Below are 22,712 nucleotides of genomic sequence, written 5' to 3' on the forward strand. Positions count from 1 at the left end.
GTAGCCGTGCGAAGGCGCTGCCGTGCGCCGCAGCGGCCGTTGTGGCAATCTCGCTAGCCGCTACCGCGTGTTCCTCCGCAGACTCCGCCTCCCAGGTCGAGGGCATGTGCGGCCACTCTGGCGACTCTGCCACCGAGGAGGCACTTCGCCATGTGCTCGGGACGGATGACTTCAAGGCGGACACGTTGATGTCCGACCAGAGGTTCACGTCGGAGCTCAAGGACGATCTCAAGGAAAGGCGTGGCGAGCGGTCTTCGTCGCCCGCCTTTGTCTGCAGGTATTTTCCGGACGGCAGTGAGGAGCGCGTGGTCCTCTCCTACGCATGGTCTCCCGCGGACCAGCCCGCGAAGAACCGCAGGGAGTCCGGCACGTTCTACGACGTGACCGGCGCGGCGGGAGAGACCGGGCAGCTGGCTGCGGCGCTCTACGTCAAGTGTGACCTGGCGGGCGAACTCCGCGACCCGGCGAGCAAGGCCGTGCTCCGAGCCGATGCCTCGCTCACGGTGAACAGGGGCAAGGACGTGAGCAAGGAGATGGAAGCTCAGCAGCTTACCTACCTGTATCTGATGACCCGCGAGGTGACGGAAGACCTCGGCTGCACGAACAAGCCACTGGCCAAGGACCCCGTCGTCAAGCCACTCACCGGAAGCACACCGTCATGATCCGCGCGAAGCACACTGTCCTGGGCGCCGCATGCACCGTCCTCCTCGCCACGCTGGTCGGCTGCGGGGCGAGCGACGCGGGCGGCTCCGAAGCTCTGACCGTGGACCGGCTCATCGGGCTCGCGGGCGAGGTCGGGAAGGACGGGTCGGGCAGCTGTCCGCTCCCGTACGACCCGGAAAAGGCGGCGTCGGTCGCCGACCTCGGGAAGCGGATCGAGCCGGGCGCGGCGAAGGCCGAACCGGGTGATCCCGTCGCGACCGCCGAGGGCGGACAGAAGACGGACCAGCAGTCGCCCTGGGCCGGCAAGCCGGGCGCGCTCATCAGCTGCGTGTACCACGTGGGTGACGAGAAGCTGGAGATCAACACGTCCGGTGTCGCCGAGGGCAGCGGGGTGTACGTCCTGGCGCCTCTCATCCAGTATGCCGGCGCCATGGACGCGACCGCCCTGCGGGCATACACCAAGAAGGCCGCCGAGGCGGAGCTGCACGAGCCCGTCCAGAGCGAGGGCGGGAACGTCGTGACGGTCCGCTTCCGCTCCGGGGACAAGGGCGATGTAGCGATGGTTCTGACCGTCGGCGAGGACGGCAAGGCCTCACTCGCGCCGGAGCAGGTCCTGGGGCTCGCCAAGACCTTCGCCGCGCAGGCCGAGTGAACCGGCGGGGGCGATTCCGGGGATCCGGCTGACAGCTGGGTCCCCCCGCACCCATGATTGACCTGCAACGACGCCGTTCCCGTGCCGCGTGAAGGAGCAGAGCCAGATGGGCACTCAGCAGGAGAAGGACGAGCTGTACGCGCTCGACATCAGCGGCGTCGAGTGGGAGGGCGCCCCGGGGACGAGCCCCGACGAGGAGCGGGTGGAGATCGCCCACCTGCCGGGCGGCGGCGTCGCGATGCGGTCCTCCCTCGACCACGACACCGTGCTGCGGTACACCAAGGCCGAGTGGGACGCGTTCGTCCTGGGCGCCAAGGACGGGGAGTTCGACCTCCGTTAGCCCTCGGAGTCACGAGGCATGGAGTCATGCGGAAGGGGCCCGCTCCGGGTGGAGCGGGCCCCTTCTCGTGTGCCTTGAGCAGCCGGCAGGGCTCAGGGTCAGTACGCCTCGGTGAACAGGCGCGAGGCCTTGACGTCCGTGGAGCGGTAGCTGTCCTTGCCCTGCTCGATGATCTTGGCCGTCTTCTCGAGACGGTCCTTCATGTCCTCGGCGCGCTTCTTGTACTTGCCCTGGAGGATCTCGTACTCACGGTGCGCGTCACCGTCCCAGGTGTCCGTGACGACGCGGAGCGCGGCGTCCATCTCCTGGATGTCCTTGATGATGTTCTGCGAGACCGTACGGATACGGTTCGCCATCTCCTGGACGCTCTCATACCGGACCTTGGTCCCGGCGTTGTCGACAGACATGTGCTTCCCCCTTGTCGTCAGATGTTGTTGAGCGAGCTGTTGTTGACGGCGGCGAAGGTGGCGCGCACCTCGTCGTCGTTGGCGTTGCTGAGGTTCTTCGTCTCGCCGACGGCGTTGAGGAGGACGTTCAGCAGGCGACGGATGGTGTCGTGGTCCTCGTTGAGGAGCGTCTGGGCCTGCTTGAAGCCCACCGCACCGACACCGGTCCAGCCGGCGCTGCAGGTCTCGAGGATGTTGGCGAGCTCACGCGCCTGCTTGGAGACCGCCTCGCCGGTCTCCACGATCTTGTTCTTCGCCTTGACGATCGGATCGTCTGCGAGTCCGAACCCACCTGCGGGAGTGCCCATTGTGAAGCTCCTCGTTGTTGTCGATGGCGTGATTCATGCGTCTGTCGACGCTCTCCTGCGTACTCCCGCCGCTACGACGAGGCCGATGACGGCGACGACGGCGACGGCACCAGCGGCGATGGCCCAGAGCGGGAATCCGCCCTCTTCGGGTCGTGCGGCCTGGTCCTTGTCCTTGGCCTGGTCGCTACCGCTTGCCCCCGTGTTCTCAGGAGAGGGGGAGGTCTGAGGTGTTGTCGGTGACGTGCCCGCCTTCTGCGCGGCGAGCAGCGGGTTGACGTCGGGGTCGCCCGGGTTCCCCTTGCCTTCGAGCAGGACCTGGGCGGGGCGCACGGAACCGTAACCGATGTACTTGCTCGGCACCGGACCGTTGTGGCCGGCGGTCTCCATCATGACCCGGAGGACCTGGTTCCCGGTCCAGTCGGGGTGAGCGGACCAGATGAGGGCGGCGGTGCCGGAGGCGATGGCGGTGGCGTGGCTGGTGCCCTCGAAGGCGCAGTACTTGGTCTTGTCGTCGGTGCAGCGCCCCGGCATGTCGACACCGGGAGCGGCGAGCGCCAGATGCGAACCATGGTCGGAAAACTTGGCGACCTTGCCTTTGGTGTCGAGGGCACCAACGGCGACCACTCCGGGGACGGCTGCTGGATACGACCGGCTCTCACTCCCGTCGTTGCCCGACGCCGCGAAGATCAGCACACCCTTCTTCTGGGCGTACTCCACCGCGGCCAGCCAGTTGGGCTTCTCTGCATCATCCGCCGCGCCGCCCGAGGAAATGTTGATCACGCGGGCGCCGTTGTCGACGGCGTAGCGGATGCCCTTGTACATCGACCCCCACCCGTCGATCACGAAGTCGCCTGTCTTGACCGGGAGAATCGTCGCATCGGGAGCGATACCCTTCACGCCTCCGCCCGCCCCACTGCCGGCGATGGCGAGGGCCATGTTCGTGCCGTGCCTGTCCCTGTCCTTGTCATCCACACGGCCCGGTCCCTCCCCCGCGTCGGAGAAGTTGCGGCCAGGCAGCACCCGCCCACGAAGCTCAGAGAGCGTCGAATCGACACCGCTGTCAAGCACGGCGACGGTGACGCCCTTGCCCGTGGCCACCTTCCACAGCTCATCGGCCTTCATCGCGTCCAGGTACCACTGACGCGACCGCATGTCGTCCGCCTGCGCTGCCGGCGCCGCGACGGTCCACGTCGCGACGACGGCTGCCATGGCGCCGAGCAGGCCGACCGCTCGGTTGCGAGCGACCCGGGTGAGGGGGGACATCAGGGGAGTGCTCCTAGTCGATGACGGGCGGGACGATCTGGCGCTGGCCCGAGGTCCACGTCTCCTCGTCCTCGGACAGGTAGTCGGGACGGTGGCGCGGCTGGCGCCGCTCCTCCTCGCCCGGCTGCTGCGAAGCCGGCGGACGCACGAGGCCCGAGCCACCGGGAGTGAAGGCCGAGCGTCCACTCACTCCGGACGCCGAGGGAGCCCCTACGGTTCCGCCCGGCTGCGACGCCAGGCGACGCCCACCGTATCCCTGGCCACCGCTCGGTGCGCCGTGCATGCCGGCGCCACCGGGGCCGTGGAGACCGCCGGCACCACGCCCGTACGGCGACGAGGCCCGCTCCTCGCCGATGACGGTGCCCATGGGCGTCCGTCCCATCTGCTGGCCCATGACGGGGCGACCGGGCACCTGGCGGCCTCCGGTGATGCCCTCCGGCCTGGCCAGGGGGCCCAAGGTGCTCGGTCCCGGAAGCCCTGTCCGGGTAGCGGGGCTCGGCAGGCCCGTGACGGGCAGGCGAGGCGGCTGGAGACCGCCCTGCTGGCTCAGCGGCGGAACGACGGTGGGGGGCAGCGGAAGCGGGTTCGGCTGGTGGGTCGCCGGCGGAGGCGTGGTGGTGACCGGAGGCTGCAAGGGCGGCCGGGTCGTGGTCTCCGGCGGTGTCTTCACGGAGTCCAGGTTGGTGTCCACCTCGGCGTCCGGGCGGGTCGGAGTGGCCGGCGGCGGGGTGACCTGGTCGCGAATCTGGCGATCGGTGCCGCTCGGGGTCGACTCCTGGGTGCGCTGAAGGGAGGTGTGACCGCTCTGAGTGTTGCCCGTACCGGTGCTTGAGTACGTTCCGGAGCCGGTTCCGCTGCCGGTCCCGTACTCGCTCTCACCGGCATAGCGGTCGCCGCCCGCCATCGGCTTGAACTCCGGCTGCCGCTCCGACGTGATCCGGTTGTTCGTCGTGTCGTAGAACGACGACAGCCGCTCCATCGCGCTGACCGCTTCCTGGAGCTTCGGACCCGTCTCCGCCTCGATGCGGGCCTTCTCCTTCTCCGGGTCCGCGAAGCACATGCCCGCGGGCTTCGGCACGGAGGTCTGCGCGACCTTGAGGGCCCCGCCCGCGTGCTTCATCTGCTCGGACACGACCTTGGTGAAGTCACCGAGGACGAGCGTCTCCGAGACCATGCCGGCGCCCCAGGTGCGGAACGCCTCGGCGCCCTCGCCCTCCCACTGCACGCGGGAGATGTAGTGCCGAAGGTCCGCGGCGATGTCGAGGATCTTCGGCACCGCGGCTGCCAGTGCGTCGCCGGCGCCCGTGATGTCGTCGGGCTTGGCGGACGCGATCATCGCGTACAAGGCGTCCAGGGACTTGCCCTCGAACTCTCCAGACATCGTGTTGCACTCCCCCGCTTTAGCTGAATCCGCCGGAATCGCCGGTGTTCGTGGTCGGCTTGGCCGGCTGCTGCGGCTTGGCCGGGTCCTGAGCCGCCTCGTTGTGCTTGTCGTAGTCGGCCTTGGTGCTCTTCTGGATCTCCGAGAAGCGCTGCCGCTCCTCCTCGTCCACACCCGTGTAGCCCTTGTCGGCGATCTGGGCCCGGATCCCCATCGCCTCGATCGTCTCGCCGAAGATCTTCGTCAGCTCTTCGAGCCGCGTGCGCACCTTCTCGTACGCCCCGTGCAGCTCGCCGGCCGCGGCGAAGCCCGTGCCGTAGGAGGCTGCCGTGACCTTCTGCTCGCCGATCTTCTTGTGCTCGGCGGGCGAGCCCTTCAGATCGTCGACCAGCTTCTGCATACGCGTCTGGAAGGTCTGGAGCGTCACGTCCTCGACTTCCAGGTCCTTCTTGCCGCCGTCCCCGTTCGGCCCTGCCACTTCAGTTCCCCCTCGTCACATGCACGAACTCGCCCACTCTAACCACTCGGTACGACAGTTCCAACTGCAAAGCTACCTAGGTATTCCTACTCATCCGACGGCTCATCAGGCGGTCCCGCCTCGGCGCCGGCTGTCGCGGATCACGACCGCCACGCCCGCGACCACCGCGACGAGCACCGCGCCGATCCCCAGCGCGTACGTGGCCAGGCGTTCGTCGCGCTCCTGGGGGGTCTCCGACATGGCCATGTGGGCCGGTTCGGGGGCCGGGGCCTTCGGGGGGCCCGGGTCCGGGGTGGGGCCCGTGAGGGGCGGGACCGGGCCGTCGGCGAGGGCGCGCACCGGGTCGACCACTCCCCAACCCACGTGATTGTCATGTCCGTTGATGGAACGGATCGCCGTCTGCTCGATCCTCGTCACGATCTGGGCCGGCTTCCACGTGGGGTACTTGGCCTTCAGCAGGGCCGCCACGCCCGCCACGTACGGGGCCGAGAAGCTGGTGCCGTTGTCGACGCACTGGCCGCCGCCCGGAACGGTGGAGACCATGTCGACTCCCGGTGCGGCGACGCCCACGAAGGTGCCCGACTGCGAGAACGCGGCGCGTTCGTTGTTGCGGTCGGAGGAGGCCACGGCCAGGACGCCCGGGAAGGCCGCCGGGTAGGTGTTCTTCAGTTTGCCGTCCATGCCGTCGTTGCCCGCCGAGGCGACGACCACCACGCCCGCGTCGATGGCCTGGGCCACCGCCCTGCCCAGCGAGGAGTTCTCGCTGAGGGGTTGGGTGGTGTCCTGCGAGATGTTGATGACATCGGCGCCCTTGGCGAGGGCGTGCTTGATGGCCTCGGCCATCGAGTCGGACTTGCCGCTGTTCTTCTCGTCGTTCTGGCGGATCGGGATGATCGTCGCCTCGGGAGCGAGACCCACGAAGCCGGTGCCCTTGCTCGGGCGGGCGGCGATGATGCCGGCGACCTTGGTGCCGTGGCCGACCAGGTCGACGGTGCCGTCCGTCTTGCCACGCTGGTCGTCGCCGCTGCCCGGGTTCTCCTTGTCGGGCTTCAGGTAGTCCTTGCCCGCCTTGGCGTCCACCGCGCTCTTCAGCTGCGGGTTGACGTCGTCGACGCCGGTGTCGATGACGGCGACCCGGACGCCCTTGCCCTTGGTGTCCTGCCACAGCTCGTCGAGCAGCACCCGCTGGAGCGCCCAGGGAATGCCCTCGATCTGCTTCTTCATCGGGAATGTGCACTCGCCACTGCCGTCCACGCCCACCGGACCCGGGGTCTCGGCGGACACCGCGGGTACCGCCGACGCCGGGGATGCCGCCAGCAGGGCCGTGAGGGTCGCGGCCGCCAGCAGGGCCGCGCTCCTGCGCGTGGGTGTCGTCACCTGTGCCGCCCTCTCACGAACCCTGCGGCTGGCGCGCGCTGTTGGTGTCCAGGCGCGGGCCCTTCGACAGGAACTCCGACCACTCCAGCGGTACGAGGACCGGGACGACCTTCTCGTAGCCGAGGCGCTTCTGGGCGTCACTGGGTTCCGGGCGTCCGTCCGGCTGCTGCTGCTCCCCCGCGCCGATCTCCGAACGACCCGCGTCACTGTCGCCGTTGGCCTGCACCGCGTAGCGCAGGCCGGTGTCGGTGACCAGGAAGAGGGAGCCGTCGGGCTTGGACTGCCGGCCCTGGGTCTGGGTGTAGAGCAGGCCGGTGCCGGGGGTGACGTACGTGCTGGTGCCGCCGGCCGTGATGTCAGCCGGGTACTTGGGGCCCGCCCAGGTCGACAGGGTCGTCTCGCCCTTCTCTCCGACCTTCTCCAGGACCGAGCAGATGGTGTCGCGGGCGCCCGTGCCGCCGGTGGAGTTGATCTGGGTGGACTTCCGCTGCGGCCAGCGGCGCGTGCCCTCGAAGGCCTCGGGCGTGGCACTCGCGACGGACGCCGCGTCGACGGGCTTCGGCTTGCCCTTCATGCCGAGGCCCACGGCCTTCGGGGAGTTGATGAGCAGCCAGGCGGTGAAGTCGGAGACGGGCTGCACCTTGCCCTGGAGCACGACGTAGTGCTGGGGGCCGGAGCCGGTCTGGGCGAGCAGCACCATGCCGACCTGGTCCTCGGTCTGGCTGAGTTCGGTGCTCGCGCCGGCCTTGGTGCCGACCACGCCGGGGACGGTCGGGAAGTCGACGGGCTCGCCGGTCTTCAGGGTGGCCAGCCAGTCGTCGGTGACCTGCTGCGGCTGCCGGTTGACGCCGAAGAGCGCCGTGGTGAGGTTCGGGGACTTGTCGTTGACCAGGTACTTCGTGCCGGTGTGGTCGACGAGGTACTGGGCGCTGTCCTTCTGCCCCTTCACGTACAGGATCTCGCCGGCGCCCAGCTTCCTGGTCTTGTCGTCGGTGCGCTTGAAGTCCCTTGGGGCGAACAGGAACGTGGCCTTCTGGACGCTGCCGCCGCTGCCGCCGCCGGGCTGTTCGCACACGGCCCAGCGCTTCTGCGTGCCCGCGTCCTCGGCGGCGGGGAGCCGGTCGGGGGCGTACGGGATGCCGAGGATCGGGCCGCGCGGCGGCTTGCCCTCGTCCAGGGTCTTGTCGTCGACCTGGATGACCTGGAAGTCGTCCGGGTTGAGCAGGAGCCGGGCGGAGGCCAGGTTGAGCACGGGGTGGAGCAGGGTCTTCTTGTCCTTGCCCTTGCCGGTGGTGAGGACCACGTAGCGGGTGGTGGACTGCTTGCCGACGATCACCTTCGTGCCGGGCTCGTCCCAGCCCTTGGGCGCGGTCGGCCTGAACATGCCCCACGCGCCGAAGCCCGCGATCACCAGCGCGCCGATGACCAGGCCGGGAACGACCGCGCGCAGCGGCTTGGGCGCCCCCTCCTCCGTGCCCGAGGGAGTGGGTTGGAGGAATGCCGCGACCGTGCGCTTCTTCGCAAAGGTGTACGCGTTGAGCTCGTCCCGCCGTGATGCCATGAGTCCCCATTTTCGTCTGGCGCAGTCTCCGCGCGGGAGTCCGGGGAGCATGGCGCCCGGCCCCCGGCCTGTCGGACCGGCCCCCTACTATGCCTGCTGTCCGTCGGTGCGCGTGGGGCGGGTAGGGTGATCCAGCCGCCAAAGGCCTGGCGGGCCACGGTGATCGGGACGAATTGAGGGGGATTCTCCATCATGGCTTCCGCGACGCGGACGCGGCCCAGGGCGGCCGCGGCGCCTTCCGCACCCTCCGTCTCCCCCTCCTCGGGGCCCGATTCGCCGGTTCCGTCCTCGGTCTCCCCGAGACTCCAGGCACGTCCGGGACACTTCGGTTCGTTCCGATTGCAACAACTCGTGCTGATCGAGGTGGCGGCGGCGCTGCTACTGGTGGCCGCGGTCGTCGACAAACTGATGCTCGTGCCGGCCGGTGTGGCGGCGGCGCTGCTGGTGCTGCTCGCGGTGGTGCGCCGGCACCGGCGTTCGCTGCCCGAGTGGCTCTCCACCTTCTTCTCCCTGCGCGCCCGCTCCCGCCGCGCCGCCTCCTTCACCGTGCCGGAGGGCACGGAGCCGGGGCTCGCCCCGCTCGTGGAGTGCGACCCGGCGCTGCGGACGTACGCGTACAGCGACCGTGACCGGCGGCCGATCGGGATGATCGGCGACGGCACCTTCCTCACCGCGGTCGTCCGGGTCGAGTCCGAGGCCACGGCACTGCGCCCCGACCGCGGGGCGCGCCCGCTGCCCGTCGGACTGATCCAGGACGTCCTGTCCGTGGACGGCATCCGCCTGGAGTCCGCGCAGGTCGTGCAGCACACCCAGCCCGCGCCCGCGCCGCACCTGCCCGCGCAGTCGATGGCGGCCCGCAACTACGGTCCCCTGCAGGCGCAGACGGGTTCGCCCGCGGTCCGGATCACCTGGATCGCGCTGAAGCTCGACCCCGAGCTGTGCCCGGAGGCGGTCGAGGCGCGCGGGGGCGGCCTGGAGGGCGCGCAGAAGTGCGTCGTACGGGCGGCGGACCAGCTGGCGAGCCGACTCGCGGGTGCCGGGTTCCGGGCCACGGTCCTCACCGAGCAGGAGCTCGTCTCGGCCCTCGCCACCTCCACGTGCGCCAGCCCGATGGCGATAGCGCAGGCGGGCCGCGGGCAGGCGCAGGGGCGGCGCACGCAGGAGACGGCCCGCACCTGGCGGGTCGACGACCGGCGCCACACGACGTACTGGGTGGGCCGCTGGCCCCAGTTGGGCGGCGCGGGCGGTGCGGGGGCGTCGATGCCGCAGCTGGTGGCGCTGCTCACCTCGTTGCCGGCGCTCGCGACGACCTTCAGCCTGACGCTGAGCGGTGGTGACCGCCAGGAGGTGACGGTCACCGGACATGTACGGATCACCGGGCGCAGCGACGAGGAACTGGTGGCCGCCCGGCACGAACTGGAGCGCGCGGCGCGCGGCGTGAAGACGGGGCTGGTGCGGCTCGACCGCGAACAGGGCCCGGGCATGCTGGCGACGCTGCCGCTGGGGGGTGCGCGCTGATGACCATTCCTACGGGGGCGGTGAACCCGGCGGGACCGGGAGGTCACGCCGGTCCTGGCGGTCCGGGGAGTCCGGCGGGTCCTGGCACGGTGCCGGGTGCGGGCGGTCCTGGCCCGGGCGGCGGGCCCGCGACGGGTGGCGCTGCCTCGCCCTTCGGTGCCGCGGCGCCCGGCGGTGTGACCGGTGGTGTGCCCGGGCGGCGGGCGGCAGCCCGTACCGGCGGCGGTGGACACGGCGGTCGGCGTGCGGGGCGGGGCTCGAAGCCCCGGTTCGGCTTCGGGCTCATCGGCCCGCGCCGCGACCGCCACTCCGTACCCGTCGACCAACTCGGCGCGCTGGCACTGCCGGTGGGCGACGACGGCATGGTGGTCGGCGTGGACGCCGAGGGCCGGCCCGCGGTGCTCGGCATCAACCGGCCCAGCCCGTACGACGTCACGCTCATCGGCGGTCTGTGGACCGCGCAGGTGCTCGCGCTGCGCGCGGCGGCGACCGGCGCCCGGGTGGCCGTCGAGACCGGCCGCGCCCAGGCCTGGACGGCGCTGGCCCAGGCGGCCGGGGGCGGCCAGCCCTGCATCACGTTGCACGACGTGGGCCGGGTGCCGCCGCAGGGCGCGTCCGCGGGCAGCCCCGTGGTCGTGATCCGCGACTGCGGCATGCGGCCGCCGCGCGGCCGGGTCGTGTCCGGCCCCTGGCAGTCGGTCCTCACGCTCCTTCCTTATCTGAGCCCGGTGGCGCCGCGTCTGTTGGAGAAGTCCTCGCTCGTCGGCGTGCAGCGGGTCTCCCCCGACGAGGCCGCGCAGATCGGCCGCATCATGGGGCTCCAGCGCGCGGAGTGGGAGACGTTGTCGACGCTGGCCGACGGGGTGACCCTGTGGTGCACCCCCGGCGACCGGCAGTTCGTGATGACGCAGGCCACGGACGCCGAGACCGGATTGTTGGGCAGCGCCCGCCGGATGGACTGAGCCGGAACGAGTCCGTGGGGTACCGCCGAACCTGTCCGCTTTTGTATGGGTTTGGAGCACCGAGGGTTTAACTCTCCGGTACCCGCGGGTCACTTGGGGGACGCGACCGGTCCTCACGGCGGGCAGCGGTGGGCCGTCGGCCCTGCCCGACCGACACGGTTGGCGTTTAGGGTGGGATGTGCCCGCCCATGACGGCACAAGGGTGCAGGACCACACCAGGAGGCAAAGTGAACCGCGATCGGGACGAGAGCCACGGGGGCTGGAACCCACCCGTCGACGATCAGTCCGACGCAGATCCCGCCGAGATGACGGGTGAGTTCACCATCGACTACACCCCTCCCGCCTGGTACACGCAGAACGCGTCCGGAGGCACGGGCGGCGGGGCGCCCACGCCTCCGCCGCCGACCGGCGCGCCGGTCGCCGTTCCCGGCCTTCCGGCGAGCGGCGGCTTCGAGCCGAGCTGGGGTGCTCCGACCCCGCCGCCGCCCCCGGCCGCGCCTGCGGAGCCGGTCCCGCCCGCCGCCGGCGCCCCGGCACCTGCCGCTCCGGCACCTGCCGCTCCGGCCCCTGTCGCGGCACCTGTCGCTCCGACGCCCGTCACCCCTCCGGCCGCCGCCCCGGCGCCCGCCGCGGCCGCGCCGTTCGGCGGCGGAGACGTGGAGAGCGGTGCGACCATGCGCTTCTCCCCCGCCGCGCTGAAGCGCGAGATGGCGGAGTTGGCGGAGCAGCAGACGACCGCGGGCGAGGCTTCGGCGCCTTTCGCGCCCCCGCCTGCCGCGCCCGCTGCTCCTCCCGCCCCGGTCCTGCCCGCCGCGGCTCCCGCGCCCGCGCCCCTGGACACCGCCGGTGCCGTCACCCCGGCGGACGGGACGGCACAGACGCCCTCCGCGGACCTCTCTCCGACCGCCCCGGCCGCCCCCGCCGTCGCGCACGCGAACGACGCGGGGAGCGTCGACGCCGAGCCGGTGCAGACCGCTCCGGTGGCTGACGAAGCGTCCGACGCGGTCGCCGCCCCGGGCTTCGGCTCGGCGGACGGCGCCGACGACACCGCCGCGCCGGCCACCGACGGCGACGCCGTCCCGGCGGTCGTCGACGCGGACGGGTCCGCCGACGCCACGTCGGCCGAGACCTCGGACTCGGCCACCGCGGACACGCCCGACGGCACCGCCTCCGACGCCGCCGCCCCGGCGCACACGTCCACGGACGCCTCCGCCGGTACGACCCCGCCGGACGCGCCCGCACCCGCCTTCGACGGCACCCGGGACACCGCGACGCCCGACGCGACGGCCCCGGCAGCGCCCGGCTCCGATCTCGCGCCGGCCCCGCCCGCGCCCGGTACGGACGGCCCCGCCGACGCTCCGCTCGCCGCGCCCCCCGTGCCCTCCGTGCCCTCCGTGCCCTCCGTGCCCTCCGACGCGGCCCCGCAGGACGCCCTGCCCGGCGCCCTGCCGCCCGTGGCCGGGCAGATTCCGGGGCAGGGTGCCGGACTGCCGCCGCTGCCGCCGTCGTTCCAGCCCGCGACGCCCGCGCCCGCGACGCAGTGGCCCGCCCAGCCGGCCCCGGCCGACCGGCCGGTGCCGCAGGCCGCGCCGCTGCCCGCCGCCGGGACCTGGCCCGCGCCCGCGACGCCGGCCGCCCCCGGCCCCGTCCCGCCGCAGGCCCCGCAGCCGCCGCAGGGCGGATACGGCTTCCCGCAGCCGGGCCAGCAGGGCCAGCCCGGCCAGCCGCCCGTACCCCCGCAGGGCGGATACGGCTTCCCCCACCCGGGCGGGCCCGAGCAGGCGGCCCAGCCTCCCCTGCCCCCGCAGGGCGGATACGGCTTCCCGCAGCCGGGCCAGCAGGGCCAGCCCGGCCAGCCGCCCGTACCCCCGCAGGGCGGATACGGCTTCCCGCACCCCGGCCAGGCCGCGCAGCCCGGCCAGCCGCTGCCCCAGCCCGGCGCCCCCGCGTCCGTACCCCCGCAGGCGCCCCAGCCGCCGCAGGCCGGCTACGGCTTCCCCCACCCGGGACAGCCGGGTCAGCCGGGCCAGCCCCCCGCCGGTCCCGCCGGTCCCGTCGGACCGGGCAGCCCCATCGACCCCCGGACCGGCGCCGCCTGGCCCTCCGCCGTGACGCACGACCAGCGGGAGCGGTCCGTGCCGGGCGCGCCGCTCGGGTACACGGCGGCCGTCGAGCTGTCCTCCGACCGGCTGCTGCGCAACAACAAGCAGAAGCCCAAGTCCAGCCGGAACCCGGGCGCTTCGGCGCGGTTCAAGCTCGGCGGCAAGAAGGAGGAGGCGGAGCGGCAGCGGAAGCTGGAGCTGATCCGGACGCCGGTGCTCTCCTGCTACCGGATCGCGGTCATCTCCCTCAAGGGCGGTGTCGGCAAGACCACGACGACCACCGCGCTGGGCGCGACGCTGGCCACCGAGCGGCAGGACAAGATCCTCGCGATCGACGCCAACCCGGACGCCGGCACGCTCGGCCGCCGCGTACGGCGTGAGACCGGGGCGACCATCCGCGACCTGGTGCAGGCGATCCCGTACCTCAACTCGTACATGGACATCCGCCGCTTCACCTCGCAGGCGCCGTCCGGCCTGGAGATCCTCGCCAACGACGTCGACCCGGCCGTCTCGACGACCTTCAACGACGAGGACTACCGGCGCGCGATCGACGTCCTGGGCAAGCAGTACCCGGTCATCCTGACGGACTCCGGCACGGGTCTGCTGTACAGCGCGATGCGCGGGGTGCTCGACCTGGCCGATCAGCTGATCATCATCTCCACGCCGTCCGTGGACGGTGCCTCCAGCGCCTCGACGACGCTGGACTGGCTGTCGGCGCACGGCTACGCGGAGCTGGTGCAGCGCTCGATCACGGTGATCTCCGGCGTGCGCGAGACCGGAAAAATGATCAAGGTCGAGGACATCGTGCAGCACTTCCAGACGCGTTGCCGCGGTGTGGTCGTGGTGCCGTTCGACGAGCACCTGGCGGCCGGCGCCGAGGTCGACCTCGACATGATGCGGCCGAAGACCCGCGAGGCGTACTTCAACCTGTCGGCGATGGTGGCGGAGGACTTCGTACGGGCGCAGCAGGCGCAGGGCCTGTGGACCGCCGACGGCCAGGGCGCGCTGCCCCCGCACATGGCTCCGCCCATGCCGGGGCAGCAGGCGCCGGACCAGTTCGCGCCCGGTCAGCCGATGCCGGGGCAGCAGGTGCCCGGCCAGCCGTACGCGCCCCAGCCGCCGGCGCCCGGGCAGCCCTACCCGCCGCAGCCGCCCGCGCCCGGTCAGCCGTACCAGCAGCCCTATCTGCCGCAGCCGGCGCCGGGTCAGCCGGGTCAGCCGTACGGAGCACAGCCGGCGCCCGGACATCCGTACGGGGCGCAGCCCGGTCAGCCGGGCGTGCCGCAGGGGTGGCAGCAGCCCCCGGCGCAGCCGCTGCCGCCCCAGGCGGATCCGCACGGGCAGGGTCAGGGGCAGGTCCCGCCGCCCAACTGGCAGCAGCAGGCCCCGCAGCAGCCTCCGCAGGCTCCGCCAGCCCCTCAGCAGTAGGGCGTCACAGGAGTAGACCAATGAGGCCCCGTACCGGTGTTCCGGTACGGGGCCTTTTGGCATTCCCGCAGCCCACACGGTGTTTGAGACATCGTTGACGACGGCAGACCACCGCTGATACACCTTCGCTTCATCCATCGTCAGCCCAAGATCCACGGCAGCTCACCGACGCACGCATCCCCGACGCGAGGTCACGTCCCATGGTCATGGTCACGAAGGTTCCACCCCGTCCGGCACCCACCCACAGAGCCCTCCGCCTGCTGGCCGCGGCGGGCGTCACGGCCGCCTCGCTCGTGGCCGCCCCGCAGGCCCAGGCGGTGGACGCCAGGGCGGACGGAAAGGCGGGCGGCGGCACGACGCTCACCGTCGCCGTCTCGCAGAGCGTCGACTCGCTCTCGCCGTTCCTCGCCCAGAAGCTCGTCTCCACCAGCATCCACCGGCTGGCCTACGAGTACCTGACGAACTACGACGCGAAGGACGCGCACCCGATCCCGGGCCTCGCGACCGAGTGGAAGTCCTCGCCTGACAAGCTCACCTGGACGTACACGATCCGCAAGGACTCGCTGTGGTCCGACGGGCAGCAGGCCACCGCGGAGGACGCGGCCTGGACCTTCAACAAGATGATGACCGACCCGAACGCGGCCACCGCCAACGGCAGCTTCACGGCCAACTTCAAGAAGGTCACCGCGCCGGACCCGCAGACCCTGGTCATCGAGCTGAAGAAGCCCCAGGCGACGATGACGGCGCTCGACGTGCCGATCGTGCCGAAGCACGTCTGGGAGAAGGTCGGCGACTTCTCGAAGTTCAACAACGACCAGCAGTTCCCGATCGTGGGCAACGGCCCGTTCGTCATCACCGACTTCAAGGTCGACCAGTACATCAAGCTGAAGCCCAACAAGACGTTCTGGCGCGGGGCGCCCAAGTTCGACGAACTGGTCTTCAAGTACTACAAGGACGGCGACGCGGCGGTCGCGGCCCTCCAGAAGGGCGAGGTGTCCTTCGTACCGAACCTGACGCCCGCTCAGGCCGCCGCCCTGAAGACCCAGAAGAACATCAAGGTCAACGACGCCCCCGGCCGCCGCTTCTTCGCGCTCGCCACCAACCCCGGCGCCCGCGCCAAGGACGGCAGGGCCTTCGGCAACGGGAACAAGGCGCTGCTCGACCCCGAGGTGCGCAAGGCGCTCTTCCTCGCCGTGGACCGCGCCACCCTGGTCGACAAGGTCTACCAGGGCCACGCCGTCGAGGGCGAGGGCTACATCCCGCCGCGCTTCGGCTCGTACTTCTGGCAGCCGGACGACGCCCAGGAGCGCTCCTACGACCCCGCCAGGGCCGAGCAGGTCCTGGACGCGGCCGGTTACCGGAAGAACGCCGAGGGCAAGCGGGCCGGCAAGGACGGCAGGCCGCTGGACTTCCGCATCCTGTGCCACGCCACCGACCCCAACGACAAAGCGATCGGCAAGTACCTCCAGGAGTGGTGGGGCAAGCTCGGCATCGGGCTCAAGGTCGAGTGCCTCGACAGCGTCTCCGACCCGTGGGTGAAGGGCGACTACGACCTCGCCTTCGACGGCTGGTCGGTCAACCCGGATCCGGACTACGTGCTGTCCATCCACACCTGCGGCACGCTGCCCGCCACGCCCAAGGACACCGGCGCCACCGACAACTTCATCTGCGACCCGCGCTTCGACGCGCTGTACGCCCAGCAGGCCGTCGAGTACGACGCCGGCAAGCGCGCCGCCCTCGTCAAGCAGATGCAGTCGCGGCTGTACGACACCGGGTACATGAACGTCATCGCGTACCCGAACGCCCTGGAGGCCTACCGCACCGACCAGATCGGCTCCATCACCACGATGCCCGAGGCGGGCGGCAACCTGTACGGCCAGGACGGCTACTGGAGCTGGTGGTCGGCCACACCCGCGGCGGGGGCCGCCGGCGCGGAGTCGGACGGCGGCGGCTCGTCCACGGGCGTGATCGTCGGCATCGGCGCGGCCGTCGTGGTCGTCGCCGGCGCCGGGATCTTCCTGATGATGCGCCGCCGCTCCACCGCCGACGACCGCGAGTAGCCCCGTGACGAGCGCAAGCACATCCGCCTCCTCCGTGGTCCGGGCCGACGCGGCCCGCACCACGGAGGGCGGCGCCCCCCGCACCCGTACGGCCCTGCCCTATCTGCGGCACGCGGCGACGAAGGTCGCCGGCGCGGCCGTCTCGCTGCTCGCCGTCCTGGTCACCAGCTTCTTCCTGTTCCGGATCATCCCGGGCGACCCGGTGAAGACGATGACCCACGGCATGCCGACCACCGCCGAGCAACTCGCGACCCTGCGACGGCAGTTCGGCCTCGACCTGCCGATCTGGCAGCAGTTCACCGACTACTGCGCCAAGGCGCTGACCGGCGATCTCGGCACCTCCTACCAGTTCCGCGCCCCGGTCGGCGAGCTCATCGCGCAGAAGCTCCCGGCGACGCTGCTGCTCACCGGCACGGCCGTCCTGCTCTACTCGGCACTCGGCCTGTGGCTGGGCACCCGTTCGGCGTGGCGGCACGGCAGTCTCGGCGACCGGCTGAACACCGGCGTGGCCCTCACCCTGTGGTCGGTGCCGTCGTTCTGGCTGGGCCTGCTGCTGATCATCGTGTTCTCGGTGGGCATGGGTCCGATCCCGGGCCTCTTCCCCACCGGCGGCATGGAGTCCGGCACCGGCGAGACCGGCTTCGGCCACGTCCTCGACGTGGCCCACCACATGGTCCTGCCGGTGCTCACCCTGGTCGCGGTCGGGTACGCCCAGACCCTGCTCGTGATGCGGTCCTCGCTGCTCGACGAGATGGGCAGCGACTATCTGACCACCGCCCGGGCCAAGGGCCTGCGCGACGACACCGTACGGCGCCGGCACGCCGTGCCGAACGCGCTCCTGCCGACGGTCACCATGGTCTTCATCAACCTCGGCCATGTCGCGGCCGGTTCGATCCTGGTGGAGACGGTGTTCTCCTGGCCGGGACTCGGCGGCCTCTTCTACCAGGCGCTCAGCGTGCCCGATCTGCCGCTCGTGCAGGGCCTGTTCGTGGTCTTCGCCGGCGCGATGATCGTGATGAACCTGATCGCCGACCTGCTCTATCCGCTGCTCGACCCCCGGGTGGGCCGATGACGTCACTGGCATGGGAGCGGCGCCGCGGCACCGTCGCCCGCTTCTGGAAGCAGTACCGCGGGCACCGGGCCGGGCTGTGGGGCCTGGCCGGGCTCGCCCTGATCGGGCTCCTCGCGCTCACGGCGCCGCTGACCGTCGGCGCCGACGTGCAGTCGGTGACGAACGCGCCGGGCACCGCCCTGGAACCGCCCAGTGCCGAGTTCCCGCTGGGGACCGACCAGTTCGGGCGGTCGCTGCTCGGGCTGCTGATCTGGGGCGCACGGATCTCGCTGCTCGTTGGACTGCTGGCGGCGACGCTGTCGGTGGCCATCGGCACCCTGGTGGGGATCGTCGCGGGGCATTACGGCGGCTGGTTCTCCACGGTCGTCATGCGGATCACCGACTGGTTCCTGGTGATGCCGACGCTGGTCCTGGCGATCGTGCTCGCGACCGTCATGTCCCGGTCGATGTGGACGGTGATCGTGGCGATCGGCGTCACCAGCTGGCCGACCACCGCGCGACTCGTGCGGGCGCAGACCATCGCGGTCGAGTCCCGCCCGTACATCGAGCGGGCGACCGCGCTCGGCGGCGGGCACGGGCACGTCATGACCCGGCACGTGCTGCCGAACGTGATGCCGCTCGTCCTCGCCCAGACCACGCTCGGCATCTCGACGGCCATCCTCACCGAGGCGACCCTGGCCTTCCTCGGGCTCGGCGACCCGACCGTGGTGTCCTGGGGCGGGATGCTCCAGGACGCCCGTGAGGCGGGAGCGGTGTCGTCCGGGCACTGGTGGTACCTGGCACCGCCGGGGATCGCCATCGCGCTGGTCGCGCTCGCCTTCACGCTGTGCGGCCGGGCGGTCGAGTCCGTCCTCAACCCGAAGCTGGGGGTGAGCCGATGAGCACGCCGGGTCTGCTCGAAGTACGGAACCTGAGCGTGACGTACGGGTCGGGGGCCGCCGCCGTCCCGGCCGTGCGCGGCGTCGACCTCAGCCTGCCCGCCGGGCGGAAGCTCGGGATCGCCGGGGAGTCCGGGTGCGGGAAGTCGACCATGGCGCTCGCGCTGCTGCGGCTGCTGCCGGCCACGGCGCGGACGACCGGGGAGATCCTGCTCGACGGCGAGGACGTCCTCGCCATGAAGTGGGGGCGGCTCCGGGCGGTGCGCTGGGCGGGCGCGTCGATCGTCTTCCAGGGCGCGATGCACTCGCTGAACGCGGTGCGGCGGATCGGTGACCAGATCGCCGAGCCGCTGCTCGTGCACGGCCGGGCCACCCCGGCGACCGCCCGCACCCGGGCCGGGGAGCTGCTGGAGCACGTCGGCCTGCCGGCCGCGAGGGCGGCGGCGTATCCGCACGAGCTGTCCGGCGGGCAGCGGCAGCGCGTGATGATCGCGATGGCGCTCGCCTGCGATCCGCGGCTGATCGTGGCGGACGAGCCGACGACCGCGCTGGACGTGATGATCCAGGCGCAGATCCTGCGGCTCATCGAGCAGCTGGTCGCCGAGCAGGGCATCGGCCTGTTGATGATCAGCCACGACCTGGCGGTGCTGGCCGACACCTGCGACCGGCTGGCCGTGATGTACGCGGGGCGGGTCGTCGAGGAGGGGCCGGCGAAAGCGGTGTACGAGGCCGCCGCGCACCCCTACGGGCGTGCGCTGTCCTCGGCGTTCCCGCGGATCGGCGACCCGGCCTCGCGGCGGGCCCCGCGGGGCCTGCCGGGCGACCCGCCGGACCCGGCGGACCTGCCGCCCGGGTGCACCTTCCACCCCCGCTGCCCGGTGGCGGTCGAGGGGTGCGCGCTGGAGGACCAGGAGCTGCGGGACGCGGGCGCGGGGCGCCGGGCGGCCTGCGTACACGTGGGGAGCGGGTCGTGAAGGGAAGCAGGGTATGAGCCGGGATGCGGGAGCGCCGCTGCTGTCGGCGGAGGGCCTGCGGGTGGTGTTCCCCGGGCGTCGGGGCGCGGCGGCCGCCCGGGCCGTGGACGGGGTGGACCTGGACATCGGCGCGGGCGAGATCGTGGCGCTGGTCGGCGAGTCCGGCTGCGGCAAGACGACGCTCGCCCGCTCGCTGCTCGGCCTGGTCCGGCCGAGCGGGGGCGAGGTGCGCTTCGCCGGCGCGCCGCTGTCGTACGCGGGCAGGTCGCTGAAGGCGTACCGGAGACGGGCCCAGCTGGTGCTGCAGGACCCGAGCGGTTCGCTGAACCCGCGGCACACCGTGTACGACGCGGTGGCGGAGGGGCTGCGCATCCACGGCTACGGAGGGGACGAGCGGGCGGCGGTCGCCGAGGCGCTGTCCCGGGCCGGGCTGCGCCCGCCGGAGCGCTTCTTCCTGCGCTACCCGCACGAGCTGTCCGGCGGGCAGCGGCAGCGCGTGGTGATCGCGGGTGCGCTGGTCCTGGAGCCCGAACTGATCGTGGCGGACGAGCCGGTGGCCTCGCTCGACGCGTCGGTACGGGGCGAGATCCTGGCCCTGCTGCTGCGTCTGCGCGACGAACTGGGCCTCTCGGCCCTCGTGGTGACGCACGACCTGGGCCTGGCGTGGAACATCGCGGACCGGGTGGCGGTCATGTACCTGGGCCGGATCGTGGAGACGGGCCCGGTGGAGTCCGTACTGACGGACCCTCAGCACCCTTACACCCAGGCACTGTTGTCCGTCCTGCCGGAATCCGGGGGCGACCCGGTGGTGCTGACCGGGGAGCCTCCGGACCCTGCGCGCATCCCGTCGGGCTGCCGCTTCCACGTCCGCTGCCAGGTCCTCGCCTCGGGTGCGGCCGCCGAGGTGGCCGACCGCTGCCGCACCGAGGACCCGCAGGTCCTCGGTGCGGGCGGGGAAGGCTCCGCGGCCTGCCACTGGACGCGGCGGGCGGTCGCGCCGGGCTGAGCGGCGCGCCGAAGGGCCGTCAGGCGTCGTGCGGGGCGGTCGCGTCGTAGGCGGCGGTGAGCTCGCGGCACTTCTTGACGTCGTCGGCCATCGCCACGAGCAGGTCGTCCAGGGTGTCGAACCTGAGCATCCCGCGCACGTAGGCGAGGAAGTCGACGGTGACGTGGAGGCCGTACAGGTCCAGGCCCTCGCGGTCGATCGCGTACGCCTCCACGGTCCGCTCGGTGCCGTCGAACTGCGGGTTGGTGCCCACCGAGATCGCGGCGGGCATCCGCTCGCCCGCGGCGGTCAGCCAGCCCGCGTAGACGCCGTCGGCCGGGATCGCGGTGTGCGGCAGGGTCTCGACGTTGGCCGTCGGGAAGCCGAGCTCGCGGCCGCGCTGGGCGCCGCGCACGACGATGCCCTCGACACGGTGCGGGCGGCCCAGGATCTCGGCGGCGCCCGCCATGTCGCCCTCGGCGACGAGCCGGCGGGTGAGCGTCGACGAGAAGGGCTCGCCGCCGCCCGCGGCGCCGGACACGCGCAGGTCGATGACCTCGACGTCGTAGTCGTAGGTGGCGCCGAGCTCGGCGAGGTACGCGACGTTGCCGGCTGCGCGGTGGCCGAAGCGGAAGTTGGGACCCTCGATGACCCGCTTGGCGTGCAGCTTGTCGACGAGGACCTTCACGATGAAGTCCGCCGGGGACAGCTGCGAGAACTCGGCCGTGAACGGCAGGATCAGCACCGCGTCCACCCCGAGCTCGGCCATCAGTTCGGCGCGGCGGTGGTGCGGGGCGAGCAGCGGCGGGTGGCTGCCGGGGCGCACGACCTCGGAGGGGTGCGGGTCGAAGGTGACGACGACCGAGGGGACGCCGAGCTCGCGGGCGCGCTCCACGGCCCGCCCGATGATCAGCTGGTGACCGCGGTGCACTCCGTCGTAGGAGCCGATGGTGACGACGCTGCGCCCCCAGTCCTGGGGGATGTCCTCCAAGCCACGCCAGCGCTGCACTGTGACCGCTCCTCGTCCGCCTGTACCCAAGTCCGCGTGTACGCCTGTTGGCGCAGGTCTAAGACTGCCATGAGCATGCGGCTGCGTAGGCATCGGCATGGTGTGCGCCATGTCTCGGAGCTCCGCGCGCAGGAAGCGGGAGGCTCCGCTGCCGGGCGCGGCGAGCACCGGGGCGAGCGCGGCGCGCGGGGCCGGGAGCCCGAGGAGGTGCCTGACCAGGGGGTGCAGCACGCAGCGTACGACGGGCCCTTCCTCGAGCCGGGCGTCGACGAAGGCGGCCACCAGCGGGGCGCCTTCGGGGTGCCGCTGGGCGTACTCGCCGACGAGGGCGGCGGCGCGCCGCGCGAGGCGCGGCGTGTCGACCCGGGCGAGGGCCCGCAGGACGGGCGCGGGCTCGGCGCCGAGCAGTCGGGTCCGAAGGGCGTCGAGCACGGGTTCGGGGTGGGTGCCGAGCGCGGCGGCGAGGGCGTCGACGGGCACGCCCGGCTCGGCGAGCGCGCGCGGCAGGAACCGGGCGCGGGAGTCCGGGTCGCGGACGAGCAGCCCGACGGCGGCGCCGTGCAGCGCCCGGTCGCCGGGCCGGGCGAGCAGGGCGAGGGCCGCGTAGCGCAGGGTGCTCCGGTCGTCCGCGGTCCGCACGTGGGGGGCGACGAGCTGCCCGTACGCGGCGGCCGCGGCGCGCCGCTCGGGGCGCCCGTCGTCGTGCGCCCATCGGTCCACGGCCCGGCACAGCGCGGCCGGTTCGTCCTCGGCGAGTGCGGCGAGCAGGCCCTCGGCGAGCGGGTGCGCGGTCGCGACCAGGGCTTCGCACAGGTCGTCCACGGCGAGCGCCCGGTGGGTGTGCAGGAGCGCCTGCGCGGCCGTTCCGACGGTGGCGCCGGGTGCTCCGGCCAGCGGCCGCTCGTCTCCGAACCAGCGGCAGAGCAGCGGCTGCACCCCGCGCGGGTCGGCCCTGAGCCGCGCGGCGGCCAGGTCGAGGTAGCGGGCGCCTCCTGGCGCCGGGTCGGCGGGCACGAGCCGGCGCAGCAGGTCCGTCCCCTCACCCTCGCCCGGCGCGAGCGCGTCCCAGAAGGCGACGCCGAAGGCGTCGAAGGCCGCCCGCTCCCCCGGCCGCGCCCCGATGTGATCGGCGAGCCGCCGCAGCACGCCCAGATACGGCCGGAGATCCGGTACGCCCTCCAGCGCTCCGGCGAGCAGCCGGGAGGCCCACCAGACGCCCTCGGCGGCCTGGGGGGCGCACCCGACCGCCGCCCGT

General features: G+C 72.4%; 19 protein-coding genes. 11 read left to right on the forward strand and 8 right to left on the reverse strand.

Features of this window, described 5'->3' with window-relative positions; genetic code table 11:
* Positions 1–152 precede the first annotated feature (152 nt).
* The 3 genes from AB0M16_RS30745 to AB0M16_RS30755 all read left to right on the forward strand — a co-directional run bounded on the left by AB0M16_RS30745 (position 153) and on the right by AB0M16_RS30755 (position 1,655).
* Positions 153–662 carry a hypothetical protein gene (locus AB0M16_RS30745; RefSeq protein WP_365348739.1) on the forward strand — a complete coding sequence of 170 codons (510 nt, stop codon included), beginning with the start codon at positions 153–155 and terminating at the stop codon, positions 660–662.
* Positions 659–1,315 carry a hypothetical protein gene (locus AB0M16_RS30750; protein WP_365348741.1) on the forward strand — a complete coding sequence of 219 codons (657 nt, stop codon included), beginning with the start codon at positions 659–661 and terminating at the stop codon, positions 1,313–1,315. The genes AB0M16_RS30745 and AB0M16_RS30750 overlap by 4 nt, the downstream gene beginning before the upstream one ends.
* A gap of 106 nt (positions 1,316–1,421) precedes the next feature.
* The gene (locus tag AB0M16_RS30755; RefSeq protein WP_365348743.1) at positions 1,422–1,655 is read left to right on the forward strand and encodes a DUF397 domain-containing protein; all 234 of its coding nucleotides are present in this window, start codon (positions 1,422–1,424) and stop codon (positions 1,653–1,655) included.
* Between the two features lie 98 nt (positions 1,656–1,753).
* Here AB0M16_RS30755 and AB0M16_RS30760 read toward each other — a convergent pair whose 3' ends face one another.
* From AB0M16_RS30760 to eccB, 7 genes are all read right to left on the reverse strand, one after another.
* A complete protein-coding gene (locus AB0M16_RS30760; RefSeq protein ID WP_365348745.1) occupies positions 1,754–2,062 on the reverse strand; it encodes a WXG100 family type VII secretion target in 309 nt (102 codons plus the stop codon).
* Positions 2,063–2,079: 17 nt separating this feature from the next.
* Positions 2,080–2,409 (reverse strand): hypothetical protein, encoded by a 330-nt coding sequence (locus AB0M16_RS30765; RefSeq protein WP_365348747.1) that lies wholly within the window; start codon positions 2,407–2,409, stop codon positions 2,080–2,082.
* Between the two features lie 33 nt (positions 2,410–2,442).
* Positions 2,443–3,672 (reverse strand): S8 family serine peptidase, encoded by a 1,230-nt coding sequence (locus AB0M16_RS30770; RefSeq protein ID WP_365348749.1) that lies wholly within the window; start codon positions 3,670–3,672, stop codon positions 2,443–2,445.
* Between the two features lie 13 nt (positions 3,673–3,685).
* Positions 3,686–5,053: a hypothetical protein gene (locus AB0M16_RS30775; RefSeq protein ID WP_365348752.1), complete on the reverse strand. Its 1,368-nt coding sequence runs from the start codon at positions 5,051–5,053 to the stop codon at positions 3,686–3,688.
* Between the two features lie 19 nt (positions 5,054–5,072).
* The gene (locus AB0M16_RS30780) at positions 5,073–5,531 is read right to left on the reverse strand and encodes a hypothetical protein (protein WP_365348754.1); all 459 of its coding nucleotides are present in this window, start codon (positions 5,529–5,531) and stop codon (positions 5,073–5,075) included.
* Between the two features lie 105 nt (positions 5,532–5,636).
* Positions 5,637–6,908 (reverse strand): type VII secretion-associated serine protease mycosin, encoded by a 1,272-nt coding sequence (gene mycP, locus AB0M16_RS30785; RefSeq protein ID WP_365348756.1) that lies wholly within the window; start codon positions 6,906–6,908, stop codon positions 5,637–5,639.
* Between the two features lie 13 nt (positions 6,909–6,921).
* Positions 6,922–8,469: a type VII secretion protein EccB gene (gene eccB / locus AB0M16_RS30790; RefSeq protein WP_365348758.1), complete on the reverse strand. Its 1,548-nt coding sequence runs from the start codon at positions 8,467–8,469 to the stop codon at positions 6,922–6,924.
* 192 nt (positions 8,470–8,661) lie between these two features.
* Here eccB and eccE point away from each other — a divergent pair, with 192 nt between their 5' ends.
* From eccE to AB0M16_RS30830, 8 genes are all read left to right on the forward strand, one after another.
* A complete protein-coding gene (gene eccE, locus AB0M16_RS30795; RefSeq protein WP_365348760.1) occupies positions 8,662–9,987 on the forward strand; it encodes a type VII secretion protein EccE in 1,326 nt (441 codons plus the stop codon).
* Between the two features lie 284 nt (positions 9,988–10,271).
* Complete coding sequence (locus AB0M16_RS30800) at positions 10,272–10,949, forward strand: hypothetical protein (protein WP_365348897.1); 678 nt, start codon at positions 10,272–10,274, stop codon at positions 10,947–10,949.
* 227 nt (positions 10,950–11,176) lie between these two features.
* Positions 11,177–14,479: an SCO5717 family growth-regulating ATPase gene (locus AB0M16_RS30805; RefSeq protein ID WP_365348762.1), complete on the forward strand. Its 3,303-nt coding sequence runs from the start codon at positions 11,177–11,179 to the stop codon at positions 14,477–14,479.
* A gap of 206 nt (positions 14,480–14,685) precedes the next feature.
* On the forward strand, positions 14,686–16,539 hold the full coding sequence (locus tag AB0M16_RS30810; RefSeq protein ID WP_365348764.1) for an ABC transporter substrate-binding protein: 1,854 nt from the start codon (positions 14,686–14,688) through the stop codon (positions 16,537–16,539).
* 34 nt (positions 16,540–16,573) lie between these two features.
* A complete protein-coding gene (locus tag AB0M16_RS30815; RefSeq protein ID WP_365348899.1) occupies positions 16,574–17,611 on the forward strand; it encodes an ABC transporter permease in 1,038 nt (345 codons plus the stop codon).
* Positions 17,608–18,492, forward strand: coding sequence for an ABC transporter permease (locus tag AB0M16_RS30820; protein ID WP_365348766.1), 885 nt, complete (start codon positions 17,608–17,610; stop codon positions 18,490–18,492). Before AB0M16_RS30815 ends, AB0M16_RS30820 begins: the two co-directional genes overlap by 4 nt.
* Positions 18,489–19,463: an ABC transporter ATP-binding protein gene (locus tag AB0M16_RS30825; protein ID WP_365348768.1), complete on the forward strand. Its 975-nt coding sequence runs from the start codon at positions 18,489–18,491 to the stop codon at positions 19,461–19,463. Before AB0M16_RS30820 ends, AB0M16_RS30825 begins: the two co-directional genes overlap by 4 nt.
* 13 nt (positions 19,464–19,476) lie before the next feature.
* Positions 19,477–20,469 carry an ABC transporter ATP-binding protein gene (locus AB0M16_RS30830; protein WP_365348770.1) on the forward strand — a complete coding sequence of 331 codons (993 nt, stop codon included), beginning with the start codon at positions 19,477–19,479 and terminating at the stop codon, positions 20,467–20,469.
* A gap of 19 nt (positions 20,470–20,488) precedes the next feature.
* Here AB0M16_RS30830 and AB0M16_RS30835 read toward each other — a convergent pair whose 3' ends face one another.
* Complete coding sequence (locus tag AB0M16_RS30835; RefSeq protein WP_365348901.1) at positions 20,489–21,457, reverse strand: bifunctional riboflavin kinase/FAD synthetase; 969 nt, start codon at positions 21,455–21,457, stop codon at positions 20,489–20,491.
* Between the last annotated feature and the right edge of the window lie 1,255 nt (positions 21,458–22,712).

It is taken from the genome of Streptomyces sp. NPDC051921, from assembly GCF_040680975.1.
Classification (GTDB): domain Bacteria; phylum Actinomycetota; class Actinomycetes; order Streptomycetales; family Streptomycetaceae; genus Streptomyces.

Excerpts from the sequence above, each read along its gene's own strand:
- AB0M16_RS30770 (WP_365348749.1), bottom strand. The coding sequence starts at position 3,672 with ATGTCCCCCCTCACCCGGGTCGCTCGCAACCGAGCGGTCGGCCTGCTC.
- eccB (WP_365348758.1), bottom strand. The coding sequence starts at position 8,469 with ATGGCATCACGGCGGGACGAGCTCAACGCGTACACCTTTGCGAAGAAG.
- AB0M16_RS30755 (WP_365348743.1), top strand. The coding sequence starts at position 1,422 with ATGGGCACTCAGCAGGAGAAGGACGAGCTGTACGCGCTCGACATCAGC.
- AB0M16_RS30750 (WP_365348741.1), top strand. The coding sequence starts at position 659 with ATGATCCGCGCGAAGCACACTGTCCTGGGCGCCGCATGCACCGTCCTC.
- AB0M16_RS30810 (WP_365348764.1), top strand. The coding sequence starts at position 14,686 with ATGGTCACGAAGGTTCCACCCCGTCCGGCACCCACCCACAGAGCCCTC.
- AB0M16_RS30830 (WP_365348770.1), top strand. The coding sequence starts at position 19,477 with ATGAGCCGGGATGCGGGAGCGCCGCTGCTGTCGGCGGAGGGCCTGCGG.
- eccE (WP_365348760.1), top strand. The coding sequence starts at position 8,662 with ATGGCTTCCGCGACGCGGACGCGGCCCAGGGCGGCCGCGGCGCCTTCC.
- AB0M16_RS30775 (WP_365348752.1), bottom strand. The coding sequence starts at position 5,053 with ATGTCTGGAGAGTTCGAGGGCAAGTCCCTGGACGCCTTGTACGCGATG.
- AB0M16_RS30760 (WP_365348745.1), bottom strand. The coding sequence starts at position 2,062 with ATGTCTGTCGACAACGCCGGGACCAAGGTCCGGTATGAGAGCGTCCAG.
- AB0M16_RS30820 (WP_365348766.1), top strand. The coding sequence starts at position 17,608 with ATGACGTCACTGGCATGGGAGCGGCGCCGCGGCACCGTCGCCCGCTTC.
- AB0M16_RS30825 (WP_365348768.1), top strand. The coding sequence starts at position 18,489 with ATGAGCACGCCGGGTCTGCTCGAAGTACGGAACCTGAGCGTGACGTAC.
- AB0M16_RS30765 (WP_365348747.1), bottom strand. The coding sequence starts at position 2,409 with ATGGGCACTCCCGCAGGTGGGTTCGGACTCGCAGACGATCCGATCGTC.